The organism is Tumebacillus lacus, from assembly GCF_026410385.1.
GTDB classification, from domain to species: Bacteria; Bacillota; Bacilli; order Tumebacillales; family Tumebacillaceae; genus Tumebacillus; species Tumebacillus lacus.
Genome location: NZ_JAPMLT010000005.1, coordinates 135,185 through 156,164, shown reverse-complemented (window position 1 = coordinate 156,164; position 20,980 = coordinate 135,185). Strand labels below are relative to the sequence as shown.

The window sequence follows — 20,980 nt, the reverse complement described above, 5'->3', positions numbered from 1 at the left end:
TCAAGCCTCCTTCCAATCCTGTTTGAGTCAAATTTTATCCTTTGACGGAACCGGATACAAGACCCGAAGCGATCCATTTTTGCAACAGAGTGAAAACAACAACCACAGGAACGGACGCCACGACGGCCGCCGCTGCGAACAGCGTCCAGTTGGCTGCGAATTTATTTTTAATAAATTGCTGCAAACCGACTGCCAGCGTGAGGTTTTCCGGCGACTTGATCAGTGCGCTCGAGAGCGCGTACTCGGAAAACACGCCGATGAAAGAAAACAAGAACACGACCGCCAGCATCGGCAAGGACAAGGGCATGATCACGCGCCAGAAGATCTGCCATGTGTTCGCCCCGTCGACGCGCGCTGCTTCATCCAGTTCCTTCGGCAGCGAGTCAAAGTAGCCTTTCATCAGCCAGATGTTGAAAGCGTTGCCCCCTGCCAGCACCAGCACGAGCACCCACAAGTTGTCCATGCCGCCCAATTTTGCCAGCATGGCAAAAATGGCAGAGATCGCCATGAAATTCGGGAACATCTGGAGGATCAAAAGGGCCATCAAGCCGTATTTGCGTCCGAAAAAGCGCAGTCGGGAAAATCCGTACGCCGCCAAAGCGGTGGTCAGCGTCTGCAGCGTGGCGACGGAAAACGCCAGCAACAGCGAGTTCTTCAGCCAGGTCGGGAACTTGGTCTCGGTGAACAGTTCCGCGTAGTTTGCCAATGTGAACGACGTCGGCAGCAGCGACTCGGAAAAGAACGCTTCCCCCTCGGAGACCGAAGCGACGACGACAAAGTACAGAGGCAACATCGAGAGAAAAATCGCGAACCAGATGATCGCGCGGGAGACCCAGAGATTGATGCGGTCATAAGACTTCATCTTATTCATCCTCCTCGAATGCGCGAGTTGCTTTCATGTTGATGAAACTGAGGATGCCGACGATCAAGAAGATGATCAGCGACAGAGCGGACGCCAACTCGTAGCGGTTGAACTGCATCGTCATTTTATACGCTGCGGTGACGAGGATGTCGGTGTGACCGGCAAACTGCGTGTCGGTGCGCGGCGGACCGCCGAACGTGATCAGATAGGCGGCCGCGAAGTTGTTGAAGTTGAACGCGAACGACGAGATCAGGAGCGGCAGAGTCGAAGCCATCAGACCGGGGAAAGTGACGGAGCGGAACTTTTGCCAACGGGAAGCGCCGTCGATGTCGGCCGCTTCGTAGAGGTCTTTCGGGATCGCCTGCAAGGCACCCAGGCACACGTTCATCATGAACGGGTAGCCGAGCCAGATCGTGGTGACGACCATTGAGACTTTGGCCCACAACGGATCGGACAGCCACGGGATGTCGCCGATGCCGACCGAGTTGAGGAACGAGTTGACCTGACCATACGATTCGTTATAGAGACCGGACCACGCGAGGATCGCAATCGCCGCCGGCAGCGCCCACGGAATGACGAGGATCGCCCGGTAGACGTTGGTCTCTTTCATATTCGAGTTGTTGAGCAGGATCGCCAGGAACAGGCCTGCCAGGTAACAAAGACCCGTGACGATGGTGGCAAAGGCGAAGGTCCAAATGAAGACCGGCCAGAACACGTCAAAGAAAGGACCGGAGATGATGTCGACGTAGTTTTTGAACCCGACGAACTGGAACGTTTCGAAGTGGTTCAAGTTGAAGTTGGTGAAGGACAGATAAATGGTGTAGACGACAGGCAACAGACTGAACAGCGCGATGGTGATCAGTGCCGGTGACAGGTAGCCGTACGCAAGCAGTGAGTTGCGTTTTTGTTTGATGCGAACCGATTTCGCCATGAGTTTCACTCCCCTCGCCTGAAATAAGGAAGGAGGCATCGACTCAACGCGATGCCCCGCCCTTTGATCATGAGGTTTTATTGGTTCCGATTACTGCTGGGTTGCAATGCCTTGCTTGACTTGCTCGGTGACGTCCTTCGCCACTTGCTCGGCAGTCGCTTTGCCGGAGGTGAGCAGGGTCAGGTTGTTTTTCTCCGGTTCCCAGACGGTTTGGATCGCCGGGATGTTCGGCATCGGCTCGCCGGAAGCAGCAACCGCTGCGATGGCGGAGACGTTTTTGTTGTCTTTTACTTTCGGGTCAGCCAACGCGGACTTCAGAACCGGGATGCGCGCCGACAGGTCGGCAAACTTGACGGAACCTTTTTCGGAGATGTACTTCAGCAGGTCCCAAGATTGCTTTTTGTTGTTCGACTTGGAGGAGACGAACGCGGTTTGCAGACCGACGAACGGCTTCGGTTGGCCGCCGCCTTCGACTGCCGGGAATGCCATGATGCCAAACGGCACTTTCGCTTCGTTCATCGCCGGGATGTCCCACGGGCCGGACAGGTAGAACGCGGTCTCTTTGTTGGTGAACTTCGCTTTTGCGATGTCGCCGTTTGCGTCAGCCGGCATGAACTTGTGCTTGTTGACGAAGTCGGAGATCAGTTGGTAGCCCTTGGTCGCGCCTTCGTTGCCAAGGCCGATGTCCTTGGTGTCGTAGGTGCCGCCGTTGTTTTTGAAGACATAGCCGCCGTATGCGGACAGGAAGCCGTAGTTGAAGTAGAAGTTGTTCACGTCGTACATGAAGCCGCCTTCGGAAGCAGCTTTGATGAAGTCTGCCCACGTGGTCGGCGGGGTCTTCACTTTTTCGGTGTTGTAGAAGAGCACGGAAGATTCCATCGAAACCGGGAAAGCGACCTTCTTGCCTTCGACGGTGACAGCCGGGAATGCCAGCGCTTCGTAGTCCGCTTCCTTCACGAGGTCAGCCGGCATTTCGTCGAGCAGGCCGGCGGTGGTGAAGGTGCCGAGGTTGTCGTGCGGGGTGCCGAACATGATGTCCGGGCCTTCGCCGGAACGGGCAGCCGTCGCATATTGTTGGAACTCGGACTCGTCGATTTTCAGTTCGACTTCGTTGCCGGTTTCTTTCGCCCATGCTTCCGCGACTTCTTTCAGCGCGTCAAACTCTTTTTCTTTCCAATGGGACCAGACGACTACTTTCGCCTTGCCCTCGGTTTGTTCCGTTTCCTTTTTCTCTTCGCCGCTGGATGCGCAACCTGCCAGTGCGGTTGCCAGCATGGCGGATGTGGCCAGCACGGCCGTTGCTTTCTTCCAATTGTTCATGACAAGATCCCCCTCTACTGTCAAATCCGAGTCCTACTGCATCAACTAGAATGCCTCTTGCAACCGTTTTCAATCCCGTCACAAGTATATGCATCATTGAGCAAGCGTTTGCACGGAGTTTCTAAATTCAGTATAGATTTGCAATCTAAGCTTGTCAACAAAAGAACCGATAGACGAGCGCCTCGTACGGACGCAGTTCCAAGCCTTGCCAATCGCGCTCTGCTGCCTCGTAATTGCCGATCAAAAGCTCCTTCTCCCCGTCCGTGAGATCGCCCGGCAGTTCACAGCGAACCGACTCAGCCGTGAAATTGAGCAGCACGAGCAACCGCTGTCCTTCCAACTCGCGCACGTATGCATAGATCTGCTCGCTGTCAGCCAGCAACAAGGTGTAGTCACCGTAGACGAGGATCGGGTGCTCCTTGCGCAGTTCGATCAATCGCTTGTAGTAGTGGAACACCGAGTTCGGGTCGGCCAGTGCCGCTTTGGCATGGATCTCCGTATAGTTCGGATTGACCGCAAGCCACGGCGTGCCGGTGGTAAATCCCGCATGGCTGCTGTCATCCCATTGCATCGGCGTGCGGGCGTTGTCGCGGCCTTTGATGTGGATGGCGCGCATCACCTGCTCGGGATCGGCCCCGCCTTCGATCACCTCGGTGCGGTACATATTCAGCGTCTCGATGTCGCGATAGTCGTCGATGGAGGCAAATTGCACATTGGTCATCCCAAGCTCTTCGCCTTGATAGATGTAGGGCGTGCCTTGCATCGTGTGCAGCAGCGTCGCCAGCATCTTCGCCGACTCGACGCGGTACGTGCCGTCGTCGCCAAATCGCGAGACCATGCGCGGCTGGTCGTGGTTGTTCAGGTACAGCGAGTTCCAGCCGCGGCCGTTGAGCCCGGTCTGCCATTTGCTCATCAGCCCTTTGAAATCGGTCAGGGTGAAGGGCTGGATGTCCCATTTGCCGCGCGGGCCGGAGTCGATGTCCATGTGTTCAAACTGAAACACCATGTTCACTTCGCCCCGGTCCTCGCCTGTATACAGCGCCGCTTCATCCGCATCGACGCCCGGCATCTCGCCGACCGTCATGATGTCGTATTTGGACAGCACGCGCTCGTGCATCTCGTGCAGAAACTCGTGGATGCGCGGTCCGTTCATGAAGTATCGGTGCCCGCCTTGGTACGGTCGGTCCGGATGCACGATCTCGGCGTCCGGCAGATTCGGCACTTTGGAGATGAAGTTGATCACGTCCATCCGGAACCCGTCGATGCCTTTGTCCAGCCACCACGTCATCATTTTGTAGATTTCGTCGCGCAGCTTTTCGTTCTCCCAGTTGAGGTCGGGCTGCTTTTTCGAGAACAGGTGCAGGAAATACTCCCCCGTCGTCTCGTCGTACTCCCACGCCGAACCGCTGAAGCAAGACTCCCAGTTGTTCGGCTCGCAGCCGTCTTTGCCCTCGCGCCAGATGTAGTAGTCGCGGTACGGGTTGTCCTTCGATTTGCGAGACTCGACGAACCAGGCGTGCTCGTCCGAGGTGTGGTTGACGACGAGGTCCATGATCAGCTTGATCCCGCGCTCGTGCAGACCTGCGAGCATCTCTTCCCAGTCGGCCATCGTGCCGAACTCGTCCATGATGTTTTGATAGTCGGAGATGTCGTAACCGTTGTCATCGTTTGGAGATCGGTAGACCGGGGAGAGCCAGATCACGCTCACACCGAGTTCCTTTAAATAGTCGAGCTTGGAGATGATCCCGCGCAAGTCCCCGATCCCGTCCCCGTTTGCGTCCATGAAACTGCGCGGGTAGATCTGATAGACCACCGCTTCTTTCCACCAATGTCTTTCCATACCCATCCTCCTCATGATACGCTTGTCCAAACGCTTGCACAGTTCCTATCTTTCCTATCGTACTCGAAATCCAGCAACGCGACCAGTGAAGGAGGAAGCTCATTGATCGAAGTATCCGGTCTGACCAAAGAATACAAAATCGCCCTCCGCAAACCGGGGCTCACCGGCGCGATCCAAGCGTTGTTCAAACGCGAACACCAGATCAAACAGGCGGTGCAGGACGTGTCGTTCTCGATCCGCAAAGGAGAGATGGTCGGCTACCTCGGCGCAAACGGCGCAGGCAAATCGACGACGATCAAGATGCTGTCCGGCATCCTGACTCCCACGTCAGGCAAAGTCGAGGTCAACGGCATCGTCCCGTATCAAAACCGTGAACAAAATGCGAAAGGGATCGGCGCGGTGTTCGGCCAGCGGACGCAGTTGTTCTGGGACATCCCCGTCCGCGAATCGTACGACCTGCTCCGCCACATCTACGAAGTGCCGGAAGACGACTACCGGGAGTCGCTGGCCCTCTTCACCGAGGTACTCGATCTCGGCCCCCTGCTTTCCATCCCGGTGCGCCAACTGTCACTTGGGCAAAAGATGCGCTGCGAACTGGCCGCCGCGTTTTTGCACCGTCCGGCTGTCGTCTACCTCGATGAGCCGACCATCGGCCTCGACGTGGCGGTTAAGCAGAAGATCCGCACGTTTATCAAAGAGATGAACAAGCGGGAGGAGACGACGGTGATCCTCACCACCCACGACATGGGCGACATCGAAGAACTGTGTAAACGGATCATCATCATCGACGAAGGCAAAGTGCTCTATGACGGCGATCTCCAGCAGATCAAAGAGCGTTTCGGCCAGAAACGGGTGGTGCATTTTGAGTTGGAAAACAAAGCGGGATTTGCCGTCCCCGCAAGTCTTCGCGACCGGGTGGAGATCGTCCCGAAAGCGGACGGCGAAGCGGAAGCGAGCAACACCGTTTCACTCTCCTTCTCCTCCCGCGACCTCTCCGCCGCCGACGTGATCCAAGCGGTGCTGAGCGTTCATTCGGTGCGCGACTTGACGATCGCCGATCCGAAAATCGAAACGATCGTCAAGGAAATCTACGAGCGCGGGGTGTAGCGATGCGAAAATACTACGAGATGATGAAGTCGCAGATGAAGATCGAGACCGCCTATGTCGCCTGGTTTTGGGCGGGCACGTTCGCGACGGTCGTCAAGATCCTGATCTTGTATTATTTCTGGACGGCCGTCTATGAAAATCGCTCCTCCATCGCCGAGATGCCCTTGGAAACGATGCTGACCTACGCGGTGATCGCCGCCCTGCTTGGCAATTTCCACTTCGCGGGGCCCGGCAACCAGCTCGCCGAGCAGATTCAAAGCGGCGGCGTGGCGGTGGAACTGCTGCGGCCGTATGATCTGATCAACCGGCTGGTCTGGCAGAGCTGGGGCGGATTTGGCATGAGCCTCGTGCGCGACATGCTGCCGATGCTGGCGGTCGGCTGGATCTTTCTTGGCATTCAGTTTCCCGCGACAGGTACGGGAGCCGTCCTCTTTATCCTCTCCACGTTGATCGGATTGTTTCTCGCGATGTACATCGATCTCATTCTCGGCGTTTTGGCGTTTTGGACGGTGAATATCTTTGGCCTGCGCACGCTGAAAAATGCGATCCTGCTGTTTTTCACCGGCTCGATGGTGCCGGTGACGATGTTCCCCGGCTGGTTGCAGACGCTCTCGCAGTACATGCCGTTTCAGTCGATCGTCTACGTGCCGGTCTCGATCTACACCGGTACGCTCGCAGGTCTCGATGCCCTCTCTGCGATGCTGGTGCAGATCCTCTGGCTCGCGTTGATGTGGGCGGTCGTGCGGGTGATCTGGTCGCTGGCGGTGCGAAAAGTGACCGTCTTTGGCGGCTAGAGAAAGGAGGACGGGCTCATGATCCGCTACAGTCAGCTGTACTGGCAGTTTTTTAAGAAGCACTTGAAAGTGATGATGGAATACCGGCTGGACTTTTTCATCGGCGTGATGTCTGTCGTGCTGATCCAGTTCACGTCGATCTTCTTTGTCAAAGTGGTGTTTGACCAGATCGAGGACCTGAACGGCTGGGGCTTTTACGAAGTGCTGTTCATCTACGGAGTGGCGACGATGGGGCGGTCGATCCACCACATCTTTTTTGACAATCTGTGGACCATCGGCTGGCAGTACATCCGGCCGGGCAACTTTGACCGGCTGTTGATCCGGCCGATCAATCCGCTGTTTCACCTGATCGCCGACCGCGTGCAACAGGACGGATTTGGCCAGTTGGTGATCGGCGGTCTCTTGATGGCGGCGGCGATGCCGCACCTTGGCGTGGAATGGGGTCCGGTCAACCTGTTGATCCTGCTGGTGCTGATCGTGTCCAGCGGCGCGATCTTTGTGGCGGTCAACCTGTTTTTTGCGACGCTGTCGTTTTGGATCGTCGATTCGTTGCCGATCACGTTCGCCGCGTTCAATCTCAGCGATTTTGCCCGCTACCCGCTGAACATCTACCACAAGGGCATCCGCTGGTTGCTGACGTGGCTGATCCCGTATGGATTTACCGCGTTTTACCCAGCCGCTGCTTTTATCGAGCATTCCGGCTATCGGGAGCTCGGGATGATCACGCCGCTGATCGCCGTGATCTCCTGCTGGCTGGCCTACCGCTTTTGGAAAGTCGGCCTGCGCGCCTTCAACTCGACCGGCTCGTAAACGGGCATACTGAAGACGGACAATCTACCTGACGACACAACCTCAAGGAGGGTCTACATATGCAAGGCAGTGAAGCGATCAAACCGGAAAATTACGAGGTCAAAGACGGTGTCACCTATTTCTCAGTCGGCGAAGTGCTCGGATTGGACAAGTCGGGCAACGCCTTTGAATTGCTGTGCGAAAACGCGGTGGTCGGCTTGCAGTTTCTCACCGACAAGCTGTTCCGGGTCAAGCTGTCCCGTCAGGCCAAAGCACAGATGACATTTGGCCCGATGATCGAGACGCACGCGACAGTTGCGAAAGTGGACGTGCTGGCGGAGGAAAGCGCCGAATCGTACCATTTCGAGACGGCCGAACTCGTGGTGGAAGTGCAAAAGCAACCGTACCGACTGTCCGTGTACGACAAGCAAGGCACCCTGATCTCGGCTGACACCCTGCGCGGCATGGGCTGGACCGACAAAAACGGGACGTTCTGCAGCAAGGACGCGGCAGGCGAAGACTTTTACGGATTTGGCGAGAAGACCGGCGATCTGAACAAAAAAGGCTCGGTGCAGTCGATGTGGAACACCGACGTATACGCGCCGCACAACCCGGAGATCAACGAGTTGTACGAGTCGATCCCGTTCTTCCACGCGAAAAAGCCGGACGGCACCGTATACGGCTTTTTCCTCGACAATCCGGGCAAGACCCGGTTTGATCTGCAGGCGAAAGACTCGTTCCGATTGGCCACGGAGACGGGCGATCTCGACTACTATTTCTTCTACGGTCCGACGTTGAAAGACCTTGTCGCGCAGTACACCTACCTGACCGGCCGGATGCCGCTGCCGCCGAAGTGGGCGCTCGGCTATCACCAGTCGCGCTACTCCTACGAGACGGAGGGCGAGGTGCGGGAGTTGGCAAACAATTTCCGGAACATGCAGATCCCCTGCGACGTGATCTATCTGGACATCCACTACATGGATGAGTATCGCGTGTTCACATGGCATCCGACGCGGTTTCCGCAGCCGAAGCATCTGCTGGAGGATCTGCGCGATGACGGGTTCCGCGTGGTGCCGATTGTCGATCCGGGCGTGAAAAAAGACCCGAAGTATCCGATCTACCAGCAGGGTCTCGCCTTTGATCATTTCTGCAAATACATCGAGGGCGACCTCTATATCGGCAAAGTCTGGCCGGGTGAGTCCGCTCTCCCCGACTTCACCGACGGCCGCACCCGCCAATGGTGGGGCGAGAAGCACGTGGGACTCGTCGAAGCGGGCATCGAGGGCATTTGGAACGACATGAACGAGCCGGCGATCTTTAACGAGACCAAAACGATGGACGTCAACGTCATGCACCGCAACGACGGCGATCCCAAAACGCACGGCGAACTGCACAACCTGTACGGGCTGTACATGAGCATGGCGACCTATGAAGGAATGAAAGAGCAAATGGGCGGCAAGCGCCCGTTCGTCTTGACCCGCGCCGGATACGCCGGGATTCAAAAATATGCGGCGGTGTGGACGGGCGACAACCGTTCATTCTGGGAGCATCTGGAGATGTCGCTGCCGATGATCCTCAACATGGGTCTGTCCGGGATTCCGTTCGCCGGGGCGGATGTCGGCGGATTTGCGTTTGACACGAACGCGGAATTGCTCACCCGCTGGACGCAGGTCGGAGCGTTCCTCCCCTATTTCCGCAACCACTCGGCGATCGGCTTTGTGCGTCAGGAGCCGTGGAGCTTTGGCGAGCCGTATGGGCGCATCATCAAGCGGTACATCGAGATGCGCTATGAGTTCCTGCCGCACCTCTACACGCTATTCCATGAGGCGTCGACGACCGGGTTGCCGGTGGTCAGACCGCTGGTGCTGGAGTATCCGCTGGACAGCAACGTGCGCAATCTCAGCGATCAGTTCCTGTTTGGCTCGAACATCCTCGTCGCGCCGATCCTGCGCCCGGATCAGACGATGCGCGCCGTGTATCTGCCGGAGGGCACGTGGATCGATTTCCACACCGGCGAGTCGCACGAGGGCGGCCGTCACGTGCTGGCCGAAGCGCAGTTGGAGCGGATGCCGCTGTATGTGAAGGCGGGAACGGTGTATGCGGGCGGCAACGTGATTCAGCATACGGGTGAAAAGCAGGAGATCACGTATCACCTGTACAAAGGCAACGGATCGTATGTGCATTATGATGACAACGGCGAGACGTTCGACTATCAGCAGGGACAATTCAATCTGCTCTCGATCTCGCAGCGGGTCGACGGGGAGAAACTGTACATCCACTGGGATCTGGAACATCAAGGCTTCGAGTCGGGAGCGAGCGGGCAGCCGATTCGGATGCAGGTTCATTTCGTGGAGGAACCAAAGCGCGTGGAAGGCGACGGCGTCGTGTCGACGTATGATCGTGAGACGCGCACGCTCTCGCTGTCGGTGGGGCGGAATGTACACGATGTAGTCGTCGAGTTTTAAAAAAAGAAAAGGCATCCTGTCTGCGCATGACGCGCGGACAGGATGCCTTTTTGTTTCGGATTACTTTTTCTTAAATTCGGCTTGGTGACGGATGATGTCATCGGCCGTGCGAGGCTTGATGACAAATGCGCCGTTCACCTGCGTTGCGATCCCTCGCAGGTCGATCATCTGACCGTTCTGGAAGGAGAAGGTGTTGAACAGGAGACCCGAGCGCGGGTCCACTTTGACCACCGCACTGGCACCGTCCTTCGTCACGGTAAACTCAAACGCGCCGAAGTCGTTGGTGGTGCGCAGGTCGGAGATGCGGACGTTTTTCAGCAGCACGAGTTCACCCAAGGTGGAGGTGCCGAGCAGTGCCGGAGACTCCAGCTTTTGAGCCGCCGCAGCGCCGGTGCCGATCTTCACGACCGGAGCGGTCGCGATCAGGCGGAACTCGCCGTCGCGAGCGGCGGTGAGACCGGTCACTTGCACGTTGGAGCCGACGACAGCCTGCGTGCCTTCTTGGTACACAAACGCGCCGCCCGTCTCATCTTGCAGATAGAAGCCGGACGCGCCCCACGCGCTTTGGAACACAGCGGTGACGGTGCCGGTCAAGGTCGCCTGCTGACCTGTCGCTGCTTCACGCGCTGCTGTGACCGTGACAGGACCGAGGTCGGTCACAGTCGCATCCGCTTGACGGATGCGGCCGGATGCTTCGTACGCGAACGCTTGGCCGTGCGCTTTCACGTACTCGACGAGACCTTCGAGATCTTCCGCGCCGGTCACCGGGTTTTCACCCAGTTGGCCAATCGGTGCGTATTTTCTTGAAGTCGAGGTCGCCATGAAGTTGTTGACCGCGATGGAATACGTTTTGGTCTCGTCGATCTGTTCGCCGTTTGGCAGGTACATGTCTTTGACTTTGGCGGTCGCCAGGTCGTACGTGTACGAGAAGCCGCCGACGCTGTAGTCAGGGCCGTACTGGGTGGACAGTTGCGCGTTGAGGATCGTGCGCAACTCGGCTCCGGTCACGTCCAGTTTCATCAGGACGTTGTTGAACGGCAAGATGTTGAACAGCTCTTGCCAGGTGATCGGGCCGGCATTCAGATGGTCGCGGATGCCGCCGCCGTTCATCAGGCCAAAGTCTGCTCCCATCGCATACGCCATCGAGTCGGCGATCAGGTTGCCGAGCGCGTTGTCGCCCATCGGGCCTTTCACGCCGTAGCCGCCGGTCAGGTCGTACTGAGTGTAGCCGACGACTTGGTTCAGAATCGGCGCGATCGCTTCGCTGTAATGGGTCAGGATCGCAGCGACCGGTGCGTCTGCGGTGACGTTTTGCGTGTTGTAGACGATCTCTGCCGACTTTTTGACGATGTCGTGGGACACCGGATCGATTTCAAGGTCAAGGTCGACAAACGCTTTGCCGTACTCATACGCTTGGACGATCAGTTTGTTGTCGACGATGCCGTTGACCACTTTGTGGTTGTGCGCGGCGAAGATCACGTCGACCTCATCGTCGATTTTGTTGGCGAGGTCGGCGGACGGGCCCGTGACGACGCCTTTGCTGTCTTGCTGTGCGTCCATGTGCGCGAGGACGGCGATCGCCTGCACGCCTTGCGCCTTCAGATCCGCGACCGCTTGGTTGACCGCAGCCGCTTCGTCGGTGAACGCGATGTCTTGGATGCCGGACGGCATGACCATGCCAGCAGCCGAACGGGTGACGACGCCGACAAAGCCGATCTTTTGACCGCCGACTTCGAGCACTTGGTACGGCGGGAGCACCGTCTCGCCGTTCGCTTTCCAGACCATGTTGGCTGCGACCAGCGGGAAGTTCATGCCGTCGTAGCCGACGGTGCCTTTCGGATGGTCGCCGCCGGCGATCAGGCGCTGCATCTCGGCGACGCCCTCATCCAGCTCATGGTTGCCGACGGTGCCGATGTCAAAGCCGATCGATTCGAGGATCTCGACGGTCGGCTCGTCTTGGAACAGAGCGGAGACGGGCGAGGAACCGCCGACCGCGTCGCCTGCGTGGACGATCAGAGTGTTGTCTTGGTTCTGGCTCTCGCGGGCGCGCAGATGCGACGCGAGGTATTCCATGCGGCCGATGTTTTCTTTCACGCCGTCCGCGTTGGTGTCTTCGGAGTACGTCTGGTCGATCTTGCCGTGCAGGTCGTTGATCGAGAGGATCTGGACTTTGACCGGCGGCAGTTCGCCTTCGCCCGGCAGATAGGTGAAACCGGCCGCCTTGGCGTCCGCCTCCGTCCAGAAGAACACGCGGTCCTCGACCGGGATCTCCTTGTAACGGGCCGGCGAGACGTATTGTTTGGTAGAGAAGTTGCCCGCGTACTTGGACGGTTGTTCGCCGCGCATCGCGGTGCGGAACTCGTACGGCAGTTCGGCCAGCGGATCGGCCGGATTCCAGATGCCGCGCTGCGCTTGGATCGCTTCTTGCGCAGCTTGGCTGTACGCTTCAAAATGCTCAAAGTTCGGATAGATGAAATACGGAACGGCCATCCCGAGACGGACCATCTCGCGGTTGATGTCCAGATCGCCCTTGTGCACGTGAGCGAGCAGACGCCCGTAGCCGTCAAACGGCGCCTCCGCCGGTTCGATCTCAACCGGCGTGCCGACCGGAAGCAGCTCTTTGAGCATCTGCTTGGCCGCTTCGCCGTGCGCCCCTTGCGAGTGACCTTCAAAGTTGGTCTCCGGCGTGTCGATGGACAGCATACGCACCGAAGCGGCACCGAGGACTTTCGGGTTCAATTTGACCGTGTCGCCGTCGACCGTCGAGGCGATGGCGGTCGCATAGCGGTCTTCCGGCTTCGGAGCGCCCGGCTGTTCCACAGACGCCACGATGTCGGCCGCCTTGCGCGGCATGAACTGGTAGTCGGTGTCATACTGGGACACGATGCCGGTGATGTCGTACCAGGTCTTCGGCTTCAGCGCAGGCAACGCGTTGGTGCTCGCCATCACGCGCAACAGCGTGGTGTTAAACTCGTTGTCGTACAGCGTGATGTTGTAGCCGCCGCCGAGCAGCGTCGCGTCCACCCCGTCCACGAAGGCGTGGACGCGGACCAGTTGCCCTTCCAGCGACTCAGCGGTCGCCGCCGCACTCAGGTCGGCCAGCGTGACCTCTTTGGCTGCCGGCACCGCTTCACCTGACGCGAGCACGACGACGTCGGTCGCCGCCGCCGGCTCGATCTCGGTGAGTCCCTTGTACGAGAGGATCGAGCCGGTGACACGGATCTTGTCGCCTTCTTTCAGATCCGGATAGCCGGATGCCGATCCTTTGTACAGGTTGATGCCGCCCGTCCCGTCTTGCAGATAGGTGGACAGCTTGTATCCGCCCAGTGCCGAGTTGTCGGCGGTGACGATGCCTTCGACGATCACCGTCTGCCCGGCTTTGCCGCGTGCGTCCGCAATCGACATCAGCGTCGGTTCAGCCGGCGGCGTGGTGCCGTCGCTGACGATCTCATAGGCGGTCGGAGATTTCAAACCGGTGACATTAAAATAAGTTTCCAAATTACCGGTGATTCTGACTTTTTTCCCGATAAGCCCTGCGTTCGTCTTGAGGTTTAACGCCGTGCGGATCGCGCCGCTCGGCAGTTGCACCGGCAAGATCTTGGTCTTGTCCCGCTCCGTCGCGAGATCCGCGAGGGCGATATTGGTGTCGGTCGGAAAAGGACCTTCAAACGTGTAGTTCGGCCCCACAGCCGTCGTGGCCACGATGTAGCCTTCCACCGTCGCCTGCCCCGTGCTTGCGATCGCTTGCGCAACGGTATGCGTCGCCGTCATCGCGTAAACGAGCGGCGTACCGTAGCTCACAAAGCTCGCAAACACCAGCGAGAACGCGAGCAGAAGACTGACCATCTTGCGTGTCAGACGTTCTCCCATTTTTCTGACTCCCCATTTCCCTGAATAAATGTAAAACTAACAGTCCCAACAATCAGAATACAAGACAAAACGTAAAAAGGCATCTGTTTTTGTTGAGTTAAGCAAAATTCAGTAAAGTGGAGGTATTTCCCTTTTCCAAGTGGCCTTTCGTCCTGTATGATGGGAGTATAGGAGGGGAGCAAATGGCCACCGATGTATTGAAATATGTATTGGAAGCAAAAGAAGAATTTGACCGCACCCTGCTGTGCAAACATACCTCGTTCGACGATCTCTATCCGTTCATGCTGGAAGATCAGACATTCTTTTGGTATAAGCGTCACGCGATGTGGTCCAGCCTGCAAACGGCTGTGAAAATCGCCGACGGACTCGGGCAGAATTGGCAAGAGGCCTTTGCCGAACGACAAGTGCGGATGATTCAAGGCAGAATATTGGACAAAAAAGTTCTCGACGAATGGCTCGGTCAAGAAGCCGCTGCCGAAGAAAACGAGACGGTGGAATAACACATCAAAGAGCTGTCGACACCACGGAGAGATGGTGTTGACAGCTTTTTCGACAAGAACTGATACAAGAGGGCAGATTTCCGTGCAGGGAGTGGGGGTTTCCAAAATGGGTGTGCTGTCCGGCTATTACCACCCGGCTCTGGTGGTGATGTCGGTGCTCGTGGCGATCATCGCCTCGTTCACCGCGCTTCATCTCACCAGACGAGTCAACGCGTCACGAGGGTTGGCGCGCAAAATATGGTTGTTCTGCGGAGCGGCTTCGATGGGGCTTGGCATCTGGTCGATGCACTTCGTCGCCATGCTGGCTTTGCAATTGCCGATCCCGGTGCGCTACAACCCGGTGACCGTGTTCGTTTCGGTGATGCCGGCTGTCATCGCGGCTTGGATCGCCTTTTTCCTCGTCAGCCGTCCGTACGTTACCGCCAGACATCTCGTGTGCGGCTCGCTGGCGATGGGGACCGGGATCGTCTCGATGCACTACAGCGGAATGGCCTCCATGCAGATGCAGGCACACATCAGCTATGACCCGCTACAGTTCGGCTTCTCGGTGATCATCGCAGTCGTCGCCTCGTTTGTGGCGATGTGCCTGATGTTTTCGTTTCGGCAAGAGCCGACCGGTTGGCGCTATTACGTGCGCAAGGTCATCGCTTCGACGGTGATGGGTTCCGCCATCGCCGGCATGCACTATATCGGCATGAAATCGGCATCGTTTCACCATCAGGCCGATGCGCCGCTGATCGACGGCATGGTGCTGAGCAGCGACCGGCTCGCCTACCTGATCGCCATCGCGACGCTGCTCACACTCGCGCTGGTGATGGTCGGCGCGTTGATCGACCGGCGGCTCACCGATCAGTCGACGCAGCTCGCCTTCAGCGAGTTGCGCTACCGCTCCTTGTTCGAGCACAATCCGGAGGCGGTGATCACGCTTGATCTCGAAGGGCGTTTTACCGAAGCCAACCCGGCGGCCGAGACAATGCTGGGCCATCGGGTGGAAGACCTGCGCGACATGCGCGTGCTCCCGTTTTTGGAACGTGAAGGCATCGAGACGGCGAGGCAACTGTACGAGCAGGTCATGAACGGACAAGCCGCGCACTTTGAGCTGCAACTGCGTTCGGCGAACGACCGCCTGCTCGACGTGAGCGCGACCGGCGTGCCGATGTACGTGGATGATGTGATCACCGGCCTGTACGTGATCGCGCAGGATATCACCGAGCGCAAGCGAACCGAAGCTGCGATCAACCACATGGCCTATCACGACGATCTGTCCGGCCTGCCCAACCGCCGCCTGTTCGTGGCTCGTCTGGCCGAGCAGATCGAGGCGGCGAGCAAAACGGAGGGCCAGTTGGCGATCCTCTATCTCGATGTCGACCGCTTCAAAACGTACAACGACTCGCTGGGCCATCCGTTCGGCGATGACCTGTTGCAAGAGGTGGCGGCGAGGCTCACCCGTTGTGCGGCAGCCGAGATGACCGTCGCGCGACTTGGCGGTGATGAGTTCACCTTGCTCCTGCCGCAGGTCGACGGCCCGGAAGCACCGATGCGTCTGGCCGAGCGAGTCTGCGCATCCGTCTCGGAGCCGCTGTTGATCCAAGGCTATGAAGTGCAGGTCTCCGCATCGGTCGGGATCGCCTTGTATCCGCAGGACGGCAGCGACGTGCTCACGTTGATGCGCAACGCCGACACCGCGATGTACCGGGCCAAGTCCCGCGGCAACACCTGGCAGTTTTACGATGCGGCGACGATGGACTCCAAGCCCTACGAGCGGATGATGCTGGAGACGGAACTGCGCAAAGCGCTGGAGCGCAGTGAATTCCTCGTCTACTACCAACCGCAGCTCAACGCCCGCACCGGGCAGATCGAAGGCGTGGAAGCGCTCGTGCGCTGGATGCACCCGGAGCGCGGGCTGGTCTCGCCGTTCCATTTCATCCCGCTGGCCGAGGAGACCGGACTGATCGAGCCGCTCGGCGACTGGGTGTTGCGCACCGCCTGCCAACAGATGCGCCAATGGCAAGTGGCCGGCCTCCCGGTGGAACGGGTCGCCGTCAACCTCTCGTTGCGCCAATTCCAGCACCAAGACCTCGTCGCGTCGGTCACCCGCGCGCTGGCCGAGGCGGAGCTCGCCCCGTCGGCGCTGGAGCTCGAGATCACGGAGAGCATGACGATGGACGTCCGCTACACCAAGCAGGTGCTCGGCGAACTGAAGGCGCTGGGTGTCCAGATCGGCATCGACGACTTTGGCACCGGCTATTCCTCGCTCTCCTATCTCAAGAGCTTCCCGATTGACCGATTGAAAATCGACCAGTCCTTCGTGCGCGATATCCTCTGCGACGAAAACGACGCGGCCATCGTCTCGACGATCATCTCGATGGCCCACCATTTAAAATTGAAAGTGATCGCCGAAGGGGTGGAGACGGCCGAGCATCTGCAGGTGCTCACCGAACAAGGTTGCGACGAAGCGCAAGGCTACCTGTTCTCGCCTCCCGTTCCCGCGGCCGAACTGGAAGTCATGCTGCGCACACAGCAGACCGCCATTCAATCGATCTAAAAAAGAGCCGATCCCCCGCCGGGATCGGCTCTTTCCTGTTTTTCTCATATTTTACAGCCGAAAGGGGAGAATACGTGCAAAGCTGACACCTCGGAGGAATCGCGATGGAAAAAGTGCGGATCTCGCTGACGCAGGCTCAAATGCTGATCATCACCAGCATCACCGCCAGCGGACATTTACTGTTCATCCCGGCGATCTTGAACCACACCGGGCGCGACAGTTGGTTGTGCCTGCTGCTCGTCGTCCCGCCGGCCTTGTTGATCGCGTACACCGTCTCGTCACTGGCGCGCATGTATCCGGGTCAGACCGTTATCGAGTACCTGCCGCTCATCGTCGGGAAGTTGCCCGGCAAGCTGTTCGCCGTCCTGTTTCTCTTTTATTTCTTTCATCATGCCTTGCTGTCTGTGCGGGGCTTCGGCGAGTTTTTCACCATCGCCATCACGCCGGACACTCCGATCCTCGTCTATTTTGCGGCGATCTTGTCATTGGCCGTGTATGCGGTGCGAAACAATCTGGAAGTGCTGGCCCGCACCAATCAATTGTTCTTGCCGATCATGATCCTCGTCGGCCTCTCAGCGTCGATCCTCACTCACAAAGACAAAGACTTTCACAATTTCCAGCCGATCCTCGAATTTGGATTCGAGCCGGTTCTCCAAGGCACGTTGACGCTGGCCGGGCTGTACGGCAGTTTTTTATTGATGTCGATGGTCTTTCCTTATGTCAGCCGCGATGCCAAGTCTTTTAAAAAGAGTTCGTTGATCACCATGATCATCCTGATCGTGATGTTTGCAGGTCCGTTGACCGGACCGGTCGCCGTCTACGGACCGGAGCGGTCGATCGGGATCTCCTTCCCGACCTTCCAGCTCTTGCGCGACATCCGCGTCGGTGAGTTGCAACGGCTGGACGTGCTCGGCATCCTGCTCTGGTCGCTCGGCTCGTTTGGCAAGATCTCGCTCTATCTCTATTCGATCTCGCTGGGACTCTCGCAACTGTTTGGGCTGAAAGATTATCGCAGCCTCGTGATCCCGGTCGCTGCGTTGATCGCGATCAACTCTTTGATGATCTCGGAAAATTTTCTGGAGATCTACCGATTTTTGCGTGATACCTATCCGTACTACTCGAACTTCATGGGCTTGTTGTTGCCCTTGGTGGTGTTGCTGATCGCGAAATGGCGCGAACGATCCAAACGCAAGGACGGGGGGGACGGCGATGTACAAGAAACTGCGCAAACACAAACGGGTTGAGCACCGCGAGCGGCAGTCGGAGAAAGAGTCGCCCCCCCAAGACGCGACCGATTCGGCAGACGCGACTGCGCTCCTCCCCGATCTGCAGGAGAACATCAAACAGTTCTCCGAACGGTTCGGCGAAAAATCAGATCTGGTCGTCCGCCGGATGAACACGGGCGACGACCGGCGCGCCGTCGTCCTCTATCTGGAATGCCTGACCGACGAGACGCTGATCAACGACTTTGTGATTCAGCCGTTGCAAAAGCAGTTCGAGCACTGGTCGGTGGAACGTCATGACCTGCCGCCGATCCGCGAGATCCACCTCTCCACCAACCAACTGAACGTCGTCAAAAGTTTCGAAGAATGCAACGAACATCTGATCAAAGGCGACTGCCTCGTGCTGTTCGCAGACAGCCGGGAAGCGCTCGCCGCCTCGACGCCCGGCGGTGAACGCCGCGCTGTGGCGGAAGCGACCAACGAACTGGTGGTGCGCGGGCCGCGCGAGGCGTTCAACGAAGTGCTTCAGACCAATCTCGGCCTGATCCGCCGACGTGTGCGCACACCCAATCTGCAGGTGGAAAAGATCATGATCGGCAATCTGTCCCGCACTCCGGCCGCGATCCTCTACATCCACAACCTGGCCGGTGACAAATTGGTCAATGAGGTCAAATCTCGGCTTGCCAAGATCGAGATCGACGGGGTGCTCGATTCGCAATACCTCGAAGAGATGATCGAGGATCGAAACGGCTACACCCCGTTCCCGACGATCTTCAACACCGAGCGGCCCGACCGCATCTCCGCCGGTCTCCTCGAAGGCCGGGTGGCGATCCTCGTCGAGGGCACGCCGGTGGGTCTGCTCGTGCCGGCGACACTGCCCATGTTTCTCTACGCCAACGAGGACTACTACCAGCGCTACGACATCGCGACGTTTTTGCGGTTGCTGCGCACCGGCACCTTTTTCTTGTCGATTCTGTTGCCCGGCTTTTACATCGCCGTGCTGTCCTATCATCAAGAGATGATCCCCACTCCGCTGTTGATCGCCTTTACCGGCCAACGCGAAGGCGTTCCGTTTGACATCGCCGTCGAAGTCGCCTTTATGGAGATGACGTTTGAGATCCTGCGCGAGGCGGGGATTCGACTGCCCAAAACGATCGGCACTGCCGTCTCCATCGTCGGCGGTCTCGTGCTCGGTCAAGCGGCGGTGGAGGCGGGCTTTGTCGCATCCGGCACGGTCATTGCCGTCTCCGCCACCGCCATCGCTTCCTTTTGCACACCCGCCTATGAAATGGCGATCGCCGCCCGCCTCTTGCGATTTTTGATCATCTCGCTCTGTGCGGTGCTGGGCGCGTTCGGATTTTTCTTTGGCATCATCTTGGTGGTCGCCCATCTGAACACGCTCCGCTCCTTCGGCGAAAACTACCTCTCCCCCATCGTGCCGTTTAAGCGCAGCGGCTGGCGGGACCTGTTGGTGCGCGTCTCCTGGCGACGTTTGCGCGGTCATGCCGAGGAAAACATCCAGCCGGGTGAGAACGCATGACGCTCTCACTTGTGCGCCGCGCGTTGCTGACAGCCGCCCTCCTCGTGCCGCTGTTGCTCAGCGGCTGCTGGGACAAAGATGAACTGAACGAACTGGCGGTCGTCATCGGCGTCGGCCTCGATAAAAAAAGCGATCATAACTACGAAGTCACCGCCCAAGTGATCAAGCCCTCCCCCGGCGGCCAAGGCGGCGGCGGGCAGGGCGGCGGCGCGGAAGTGCCGACGTGGAGCCTCTCTGCAAACGGCAAGACGGTGATGGACGCCATCCATCAGTTGAACAAGATCTCGCCCCGCCAGATGTACTGGTCCCATCTGCAGCTGATCATCTTCGGCGAAGACCTCGCCAAAGAAGGCATCGCCCCGGTGATCAACTGGTTTGAACGCGACCGACGCAGCCGCTCCGGTACATACACGGTCGTCACGCACGGCACAGCGGAAGATCTGCTCAACCAAAAGATCGAACTGGGCAAAGTCCCGGCCAAAGCGATGGCCGATCTGCTCGAAACGTCGGACGATCGGCAGCTGTCCGCCCGCAAGACTTCGTTGCGCGATCTGTTGGCGAGGCTGTCCACACCCGGCATCGACGTGTCGATGGATGTGATCGACCCCCGCAAGATTCGAGGGCAGGTCGAAACCTACGAACTGACCGGTACCGCGTTTTTTAAAAGTGACCGGTTGCAAGGCTATCTGACCGGGCAGGAAGCCACCGCTGTCGAATTTATCGAAGGCAAAATCAACGAAGGCGTGCTCCTCGTACCCTGCCCGAATCAACCGGATGAATGGGTGACGTTTCAGATCACACAGATTCGTTCCCGACTGACGGTCGATGCGGCAGACGGCAAGGTCAAACCGAAAGCCGACCTGCAATTGGAGGGCAACTTTGGCGACCAGACCTGCGCCGCCGACCTGCAGGACCCGAAAGATCGGATGCGATTGCAGGAAGATATCGAAAAAGCGGTGATCAAATCGATCCAGACCGCCTACAAACAGACGGCGGAACTGGAGTCCGATCTGTTTGGCATCGGACGCGAACTGCGTCGTCGCCACCCGAAAGTCTGGCAGCAAAAGAACGCCCAGGGCTGGAACAAGCAACTCTCCGAGATCCCCCTCGACCTCAGCGTCAAGGTGGAGATCCGCCGTCCGGGGCTGATCTTCCAGCCGACCCCGACGAAAATCAAATGACCGCTGCCGGGAA

14 protein-coding genes are annotated in these 20,980 nt (G+C 58.3%); 9 read left to right on the top strand and 5 right to left on the bottom strand.

Features of this window, described 5'->3' with window-relative positions; translation table 11 throughout:
* Nucleotides 1-34: 34 nt before the first annotated feature.
* The 4 genes from OS242_RS11805 to OS242_RS11790 form a co-directional block, all read right to left on the bottom strand.
* The gene (locus OS242_RS11805) at nucleotides 35-862 is read right to left on the bottom strand and encodes a sugar ABC transporter permease (RefSeq protein WP_267151898.1); all 828 of its coding nucleotides are present in this window, start codon (nucleotides 860-862) and stop codon (nucleotides 35-37) included.
* Between the two features lies 1 nt (nucleotide 863).
* Nucleotides 864-1,793, bottom strand: a complete 930-nt coding sequence (locus OS242_RS11800) for a carbohydrate ABC transporter permease (protein WP_267151897.1) — start codon at nucleotides 1,791-1,793, stop codon at nucleotides 864-866.
* A 90-nt stretch (nucleotides 1,794-1,883) separates the two neighbouring features.
* Entirely contained in the window at nucleotides 1,884-3,113 is a 1,230-nt protein-coding gene (locus OS242_RS11795; RefSeq protein ID WP_267151896.1) for a sugar ABC transporter substrate-binding protein, read from the bottom strand.
* A gap of 154 nt (nucleotides 3,114-3,267) precedes the next feature.
* Nucleotides 3,268-4,953, bottom strand: coding sequence for a glycoside hydrolase family 13 protein (locus OS242_RS11790; RefSeq protein ID WP_267151895.1), 1,686 nt, complete (start codon nucleotides 4,951-4,953; stop codon nucleotides 3,268-3,270).
* A 102-nt stretch (nucleotides 4,954-5,055) separates the two neighbouring features.
* Between OS242_RS11790 and OS242_RS11785 the strand changes: the two genes are divergently transcribed.
* The 4 genes from OS242_RS11785 to OS242_RS11770 are packed head-to-tail and all read left to right on the top strand — an operon-like array spanning nucleotide 5,056 to nucleotide 10,108.
* Nucleotides 5,056-6,060, top strand: a complete 1,005-nt coding sequence (locus OS242_RS11785) for an ABC transporter ATP-binding protein (RefSeq protein ID WP_267151894.1) — start codon at nucleotides 5,056-5,058, stop codon at nucleotides 6,058-6,060.
* 2 nt (nucleotides 6,061-6,062) lie between these two features.
* Nucleotides 6,063-6,854, top strand: coding sequence for an ABC transporter permease (locus OS242_RS11780; protein ID WP_267151893.1), 792 nt, complete (start codon nucleotides 6,063-6,065; stop codon nucleotides 6,852-6,854).
* Nucleotides 6,855-6,872: 18 nt separating this feature from the next.
* On the top strand, nucleotides 6,873-7,664 hold the full coding sequence (locus OS242_RS11775) for an ABC transporter permease (RefSeq protein WP_267151892.1): 792 nt from the start codon (nucleotides 6,873-6,875) through the stop codon (nucleotides 7,662-7,664).
* 59 nt (nucleotides 7,665-7,723) lie between these two features.
* A complete protein-coding gene (locus OS242_RS11770; RefSeq protein WP_267151891.1) occupies nucleotides 7,724-10,108 on the top strand; it encodes a glycoside hydrolase family 31 protein in 2,385 nt (794 codons plus the stop codon).
* Between the two features lie 60 nt (nucleotides 10,109-10,168).
* Here OS242_RS11770 and OS242_RS11765 read toward each other — a convergent pair whose 3' ends face one another.
* Complete coding sequence (locus OS242_RS11765) at nucleotides 10,169-13,978, bottom strand: 5'-nucleotidase C-terminal domain-containing protein (protein ID WP_267151890.1); 3,810 nt, start codon at nucleotides 13,976-13,978, stop codon at nucleotides 10,169-10,171.
* A gap of 182 nt (nucleotides 13,979-14,160) precedes the next feature.
* On the opposite strand from OS242_RS11765, the gene OS242_RS11760 reads away from it, so the two are divergent.
* The 5 genes from OS242_RS11760 (at nucleotide 14,161) to OS242_RS11740 (ending at nucleotide 20,967) form a co-directional block, all read left to right on the top strand.
* The gene (locus tag OS242_RS11760) at nucleotides 14,161-14,478 is read left to right on the top strand and encodes a hypothetical protein (protein WP_267151889.1); all 318 of its coding nucleotides are present in this window, start codon (nucleotides 14,161-14,163) and stop codon (nucleotides 14,476-14,478) included.
* A gap of 106 nt (nucleotides 14,479-14,584) precedes the next feature.
* Entirely contained in the window at nucleotides 14,585-17,023 is a 2,439-nt protein-coding gene (locus OS242_RS11755) for an EAL domain-containing protein (RefSeq protein WP_267151888.1), read from the top strand.
* A 104-nt stretch (nucleotides 17,024-17,127) separates the two neighbouring features.
* A complete protein-coding gene (locus OS242_RS11750; RefSeq protein ID WP_267151887.1) occupies nucleotides 17,128-18,267 on the top strand; it encodes a GerAB/ArcD/ProY family transporter in 1,140 nt (379 codons plus the stop codon).
* Entirely contained in the window at nucleotides 18,233-19,786 is a 1,554-nt protein-coding gene (locus OS242_RS11745; protein WP_267151886.1) for a spore germination protein, read from the top strand. Before OS242_RS11750 ends, OS242_RS11745 begins: the two co-directional genes overlap by 35 nt.
* Entirely contained in the window at nucleotides 19,783-20,967 is a 1,185-nt protein-coding gene (locus tag OS242_RS11740) for a Ger(x)C family spore germination protein (protein WP_267151885.1), read from the top strand. Before OS242_RS11745 ends, OS242_RS11740 begins: the two co-directional genes overlap by 4 nt.
* Nucleotides 20,968-20,980: the final 13 nt, after the last annotated feature.

Excerpts from the sequence above, each read along its gene's own strand:
- OS242_RS11805 (WP_267151898.1), bottom strand. The coding sequence starts at position 862 with ATGAAGTCTTATGACCGCATCAATCTCTGGGTCTCCCGCGCGATCATC.
- OS242_RS11800 (WP_267151897.1), bottom strand. The coding sequence starts at position 1,793 with ATGGCGAAATCGGTTCGCATCAAACAAAAACGCAACTCACTGCTTGCG.
- OS242_RS11795 (WP_267151896.1), bottom strand. The coding sequence starts at position 3,113 with ATGAACAATTGGAAGAAAGCAACGGCCGTGCTGGCCACATCCGCCATG.
- OS242_RS11790 (WP_267151895.1), bottom strand. The coding sequence starts at position 4,953 with ATGGAAAGACATTGGTGGAAAGAAGCGGTGGTCTATCAGATCTACCCG.
- OS242_RS11780 (WP_267151893.1), top strand. The coding sequence starts at position 6,063 with ATGCGAAAATACTACGAGATGATGAAGTCGCAGATGAAGATCGAGACC.
- OS242_RS11775 (WP_267151892.1), top strand. The coding sequence starts at position 6,873 with ATGATCCGCTACAGTCAGCTGTACTGGCAGTTTTTTAAGAAGCACTTG.
- OS242_RS11770 (WP_267151891.1), top strand. The coding sequence starts at position 7,724 with ATGCAAGGCAGTGAAGCGATCAAACCGGAAAATTACGAGGTCAAAGAC.
- OS242_RS11765 (WP_267151890.1), bottom strand. The coding sequence starts at position 13,978 with ATGGGAGAACGTCTGACACGCAAGATGGTCAGTCTTCTGCTCGCGTTC.
- OS242_RS11760 (WP_267151889.1), top strand. The coding sequence starts at position 14,161 with ATGGCCACCGATGTATTGAAATATGTATTGGAAGCAAAAGAAGAATTT.
- OS242_RS11755 (WP_267151888.1), top strand. The coding sequence starts at position 14,585 with ATGGGTGTGCTGTCCGGCTATTACCACCCGGCTCTGGTGGTGATGTCG.
- OS242_RS11750 (WP_267151887.1), top strand. The coding sequence starts at position 17,128 with ATGGAAAAAGTGCGGATCTCGCTGACGCAGGCTCAAATGCTGATCATC.
- OS242_RS11745 (WP_267151886.1), top strand. The coding sequence starts at position 18,233 with ATGTACAAGAAACTGCGCAAACACAAACGGGTTGAGCACCGCGAGCGG.
- OS242_RS11740 (WP_267151885.1), top strand. The coding sequence starts at position 19,783 with ATGACGCTCTCACTTGTGCGCCGCGCGTTGCTGACAGCCGCCCTCCTC.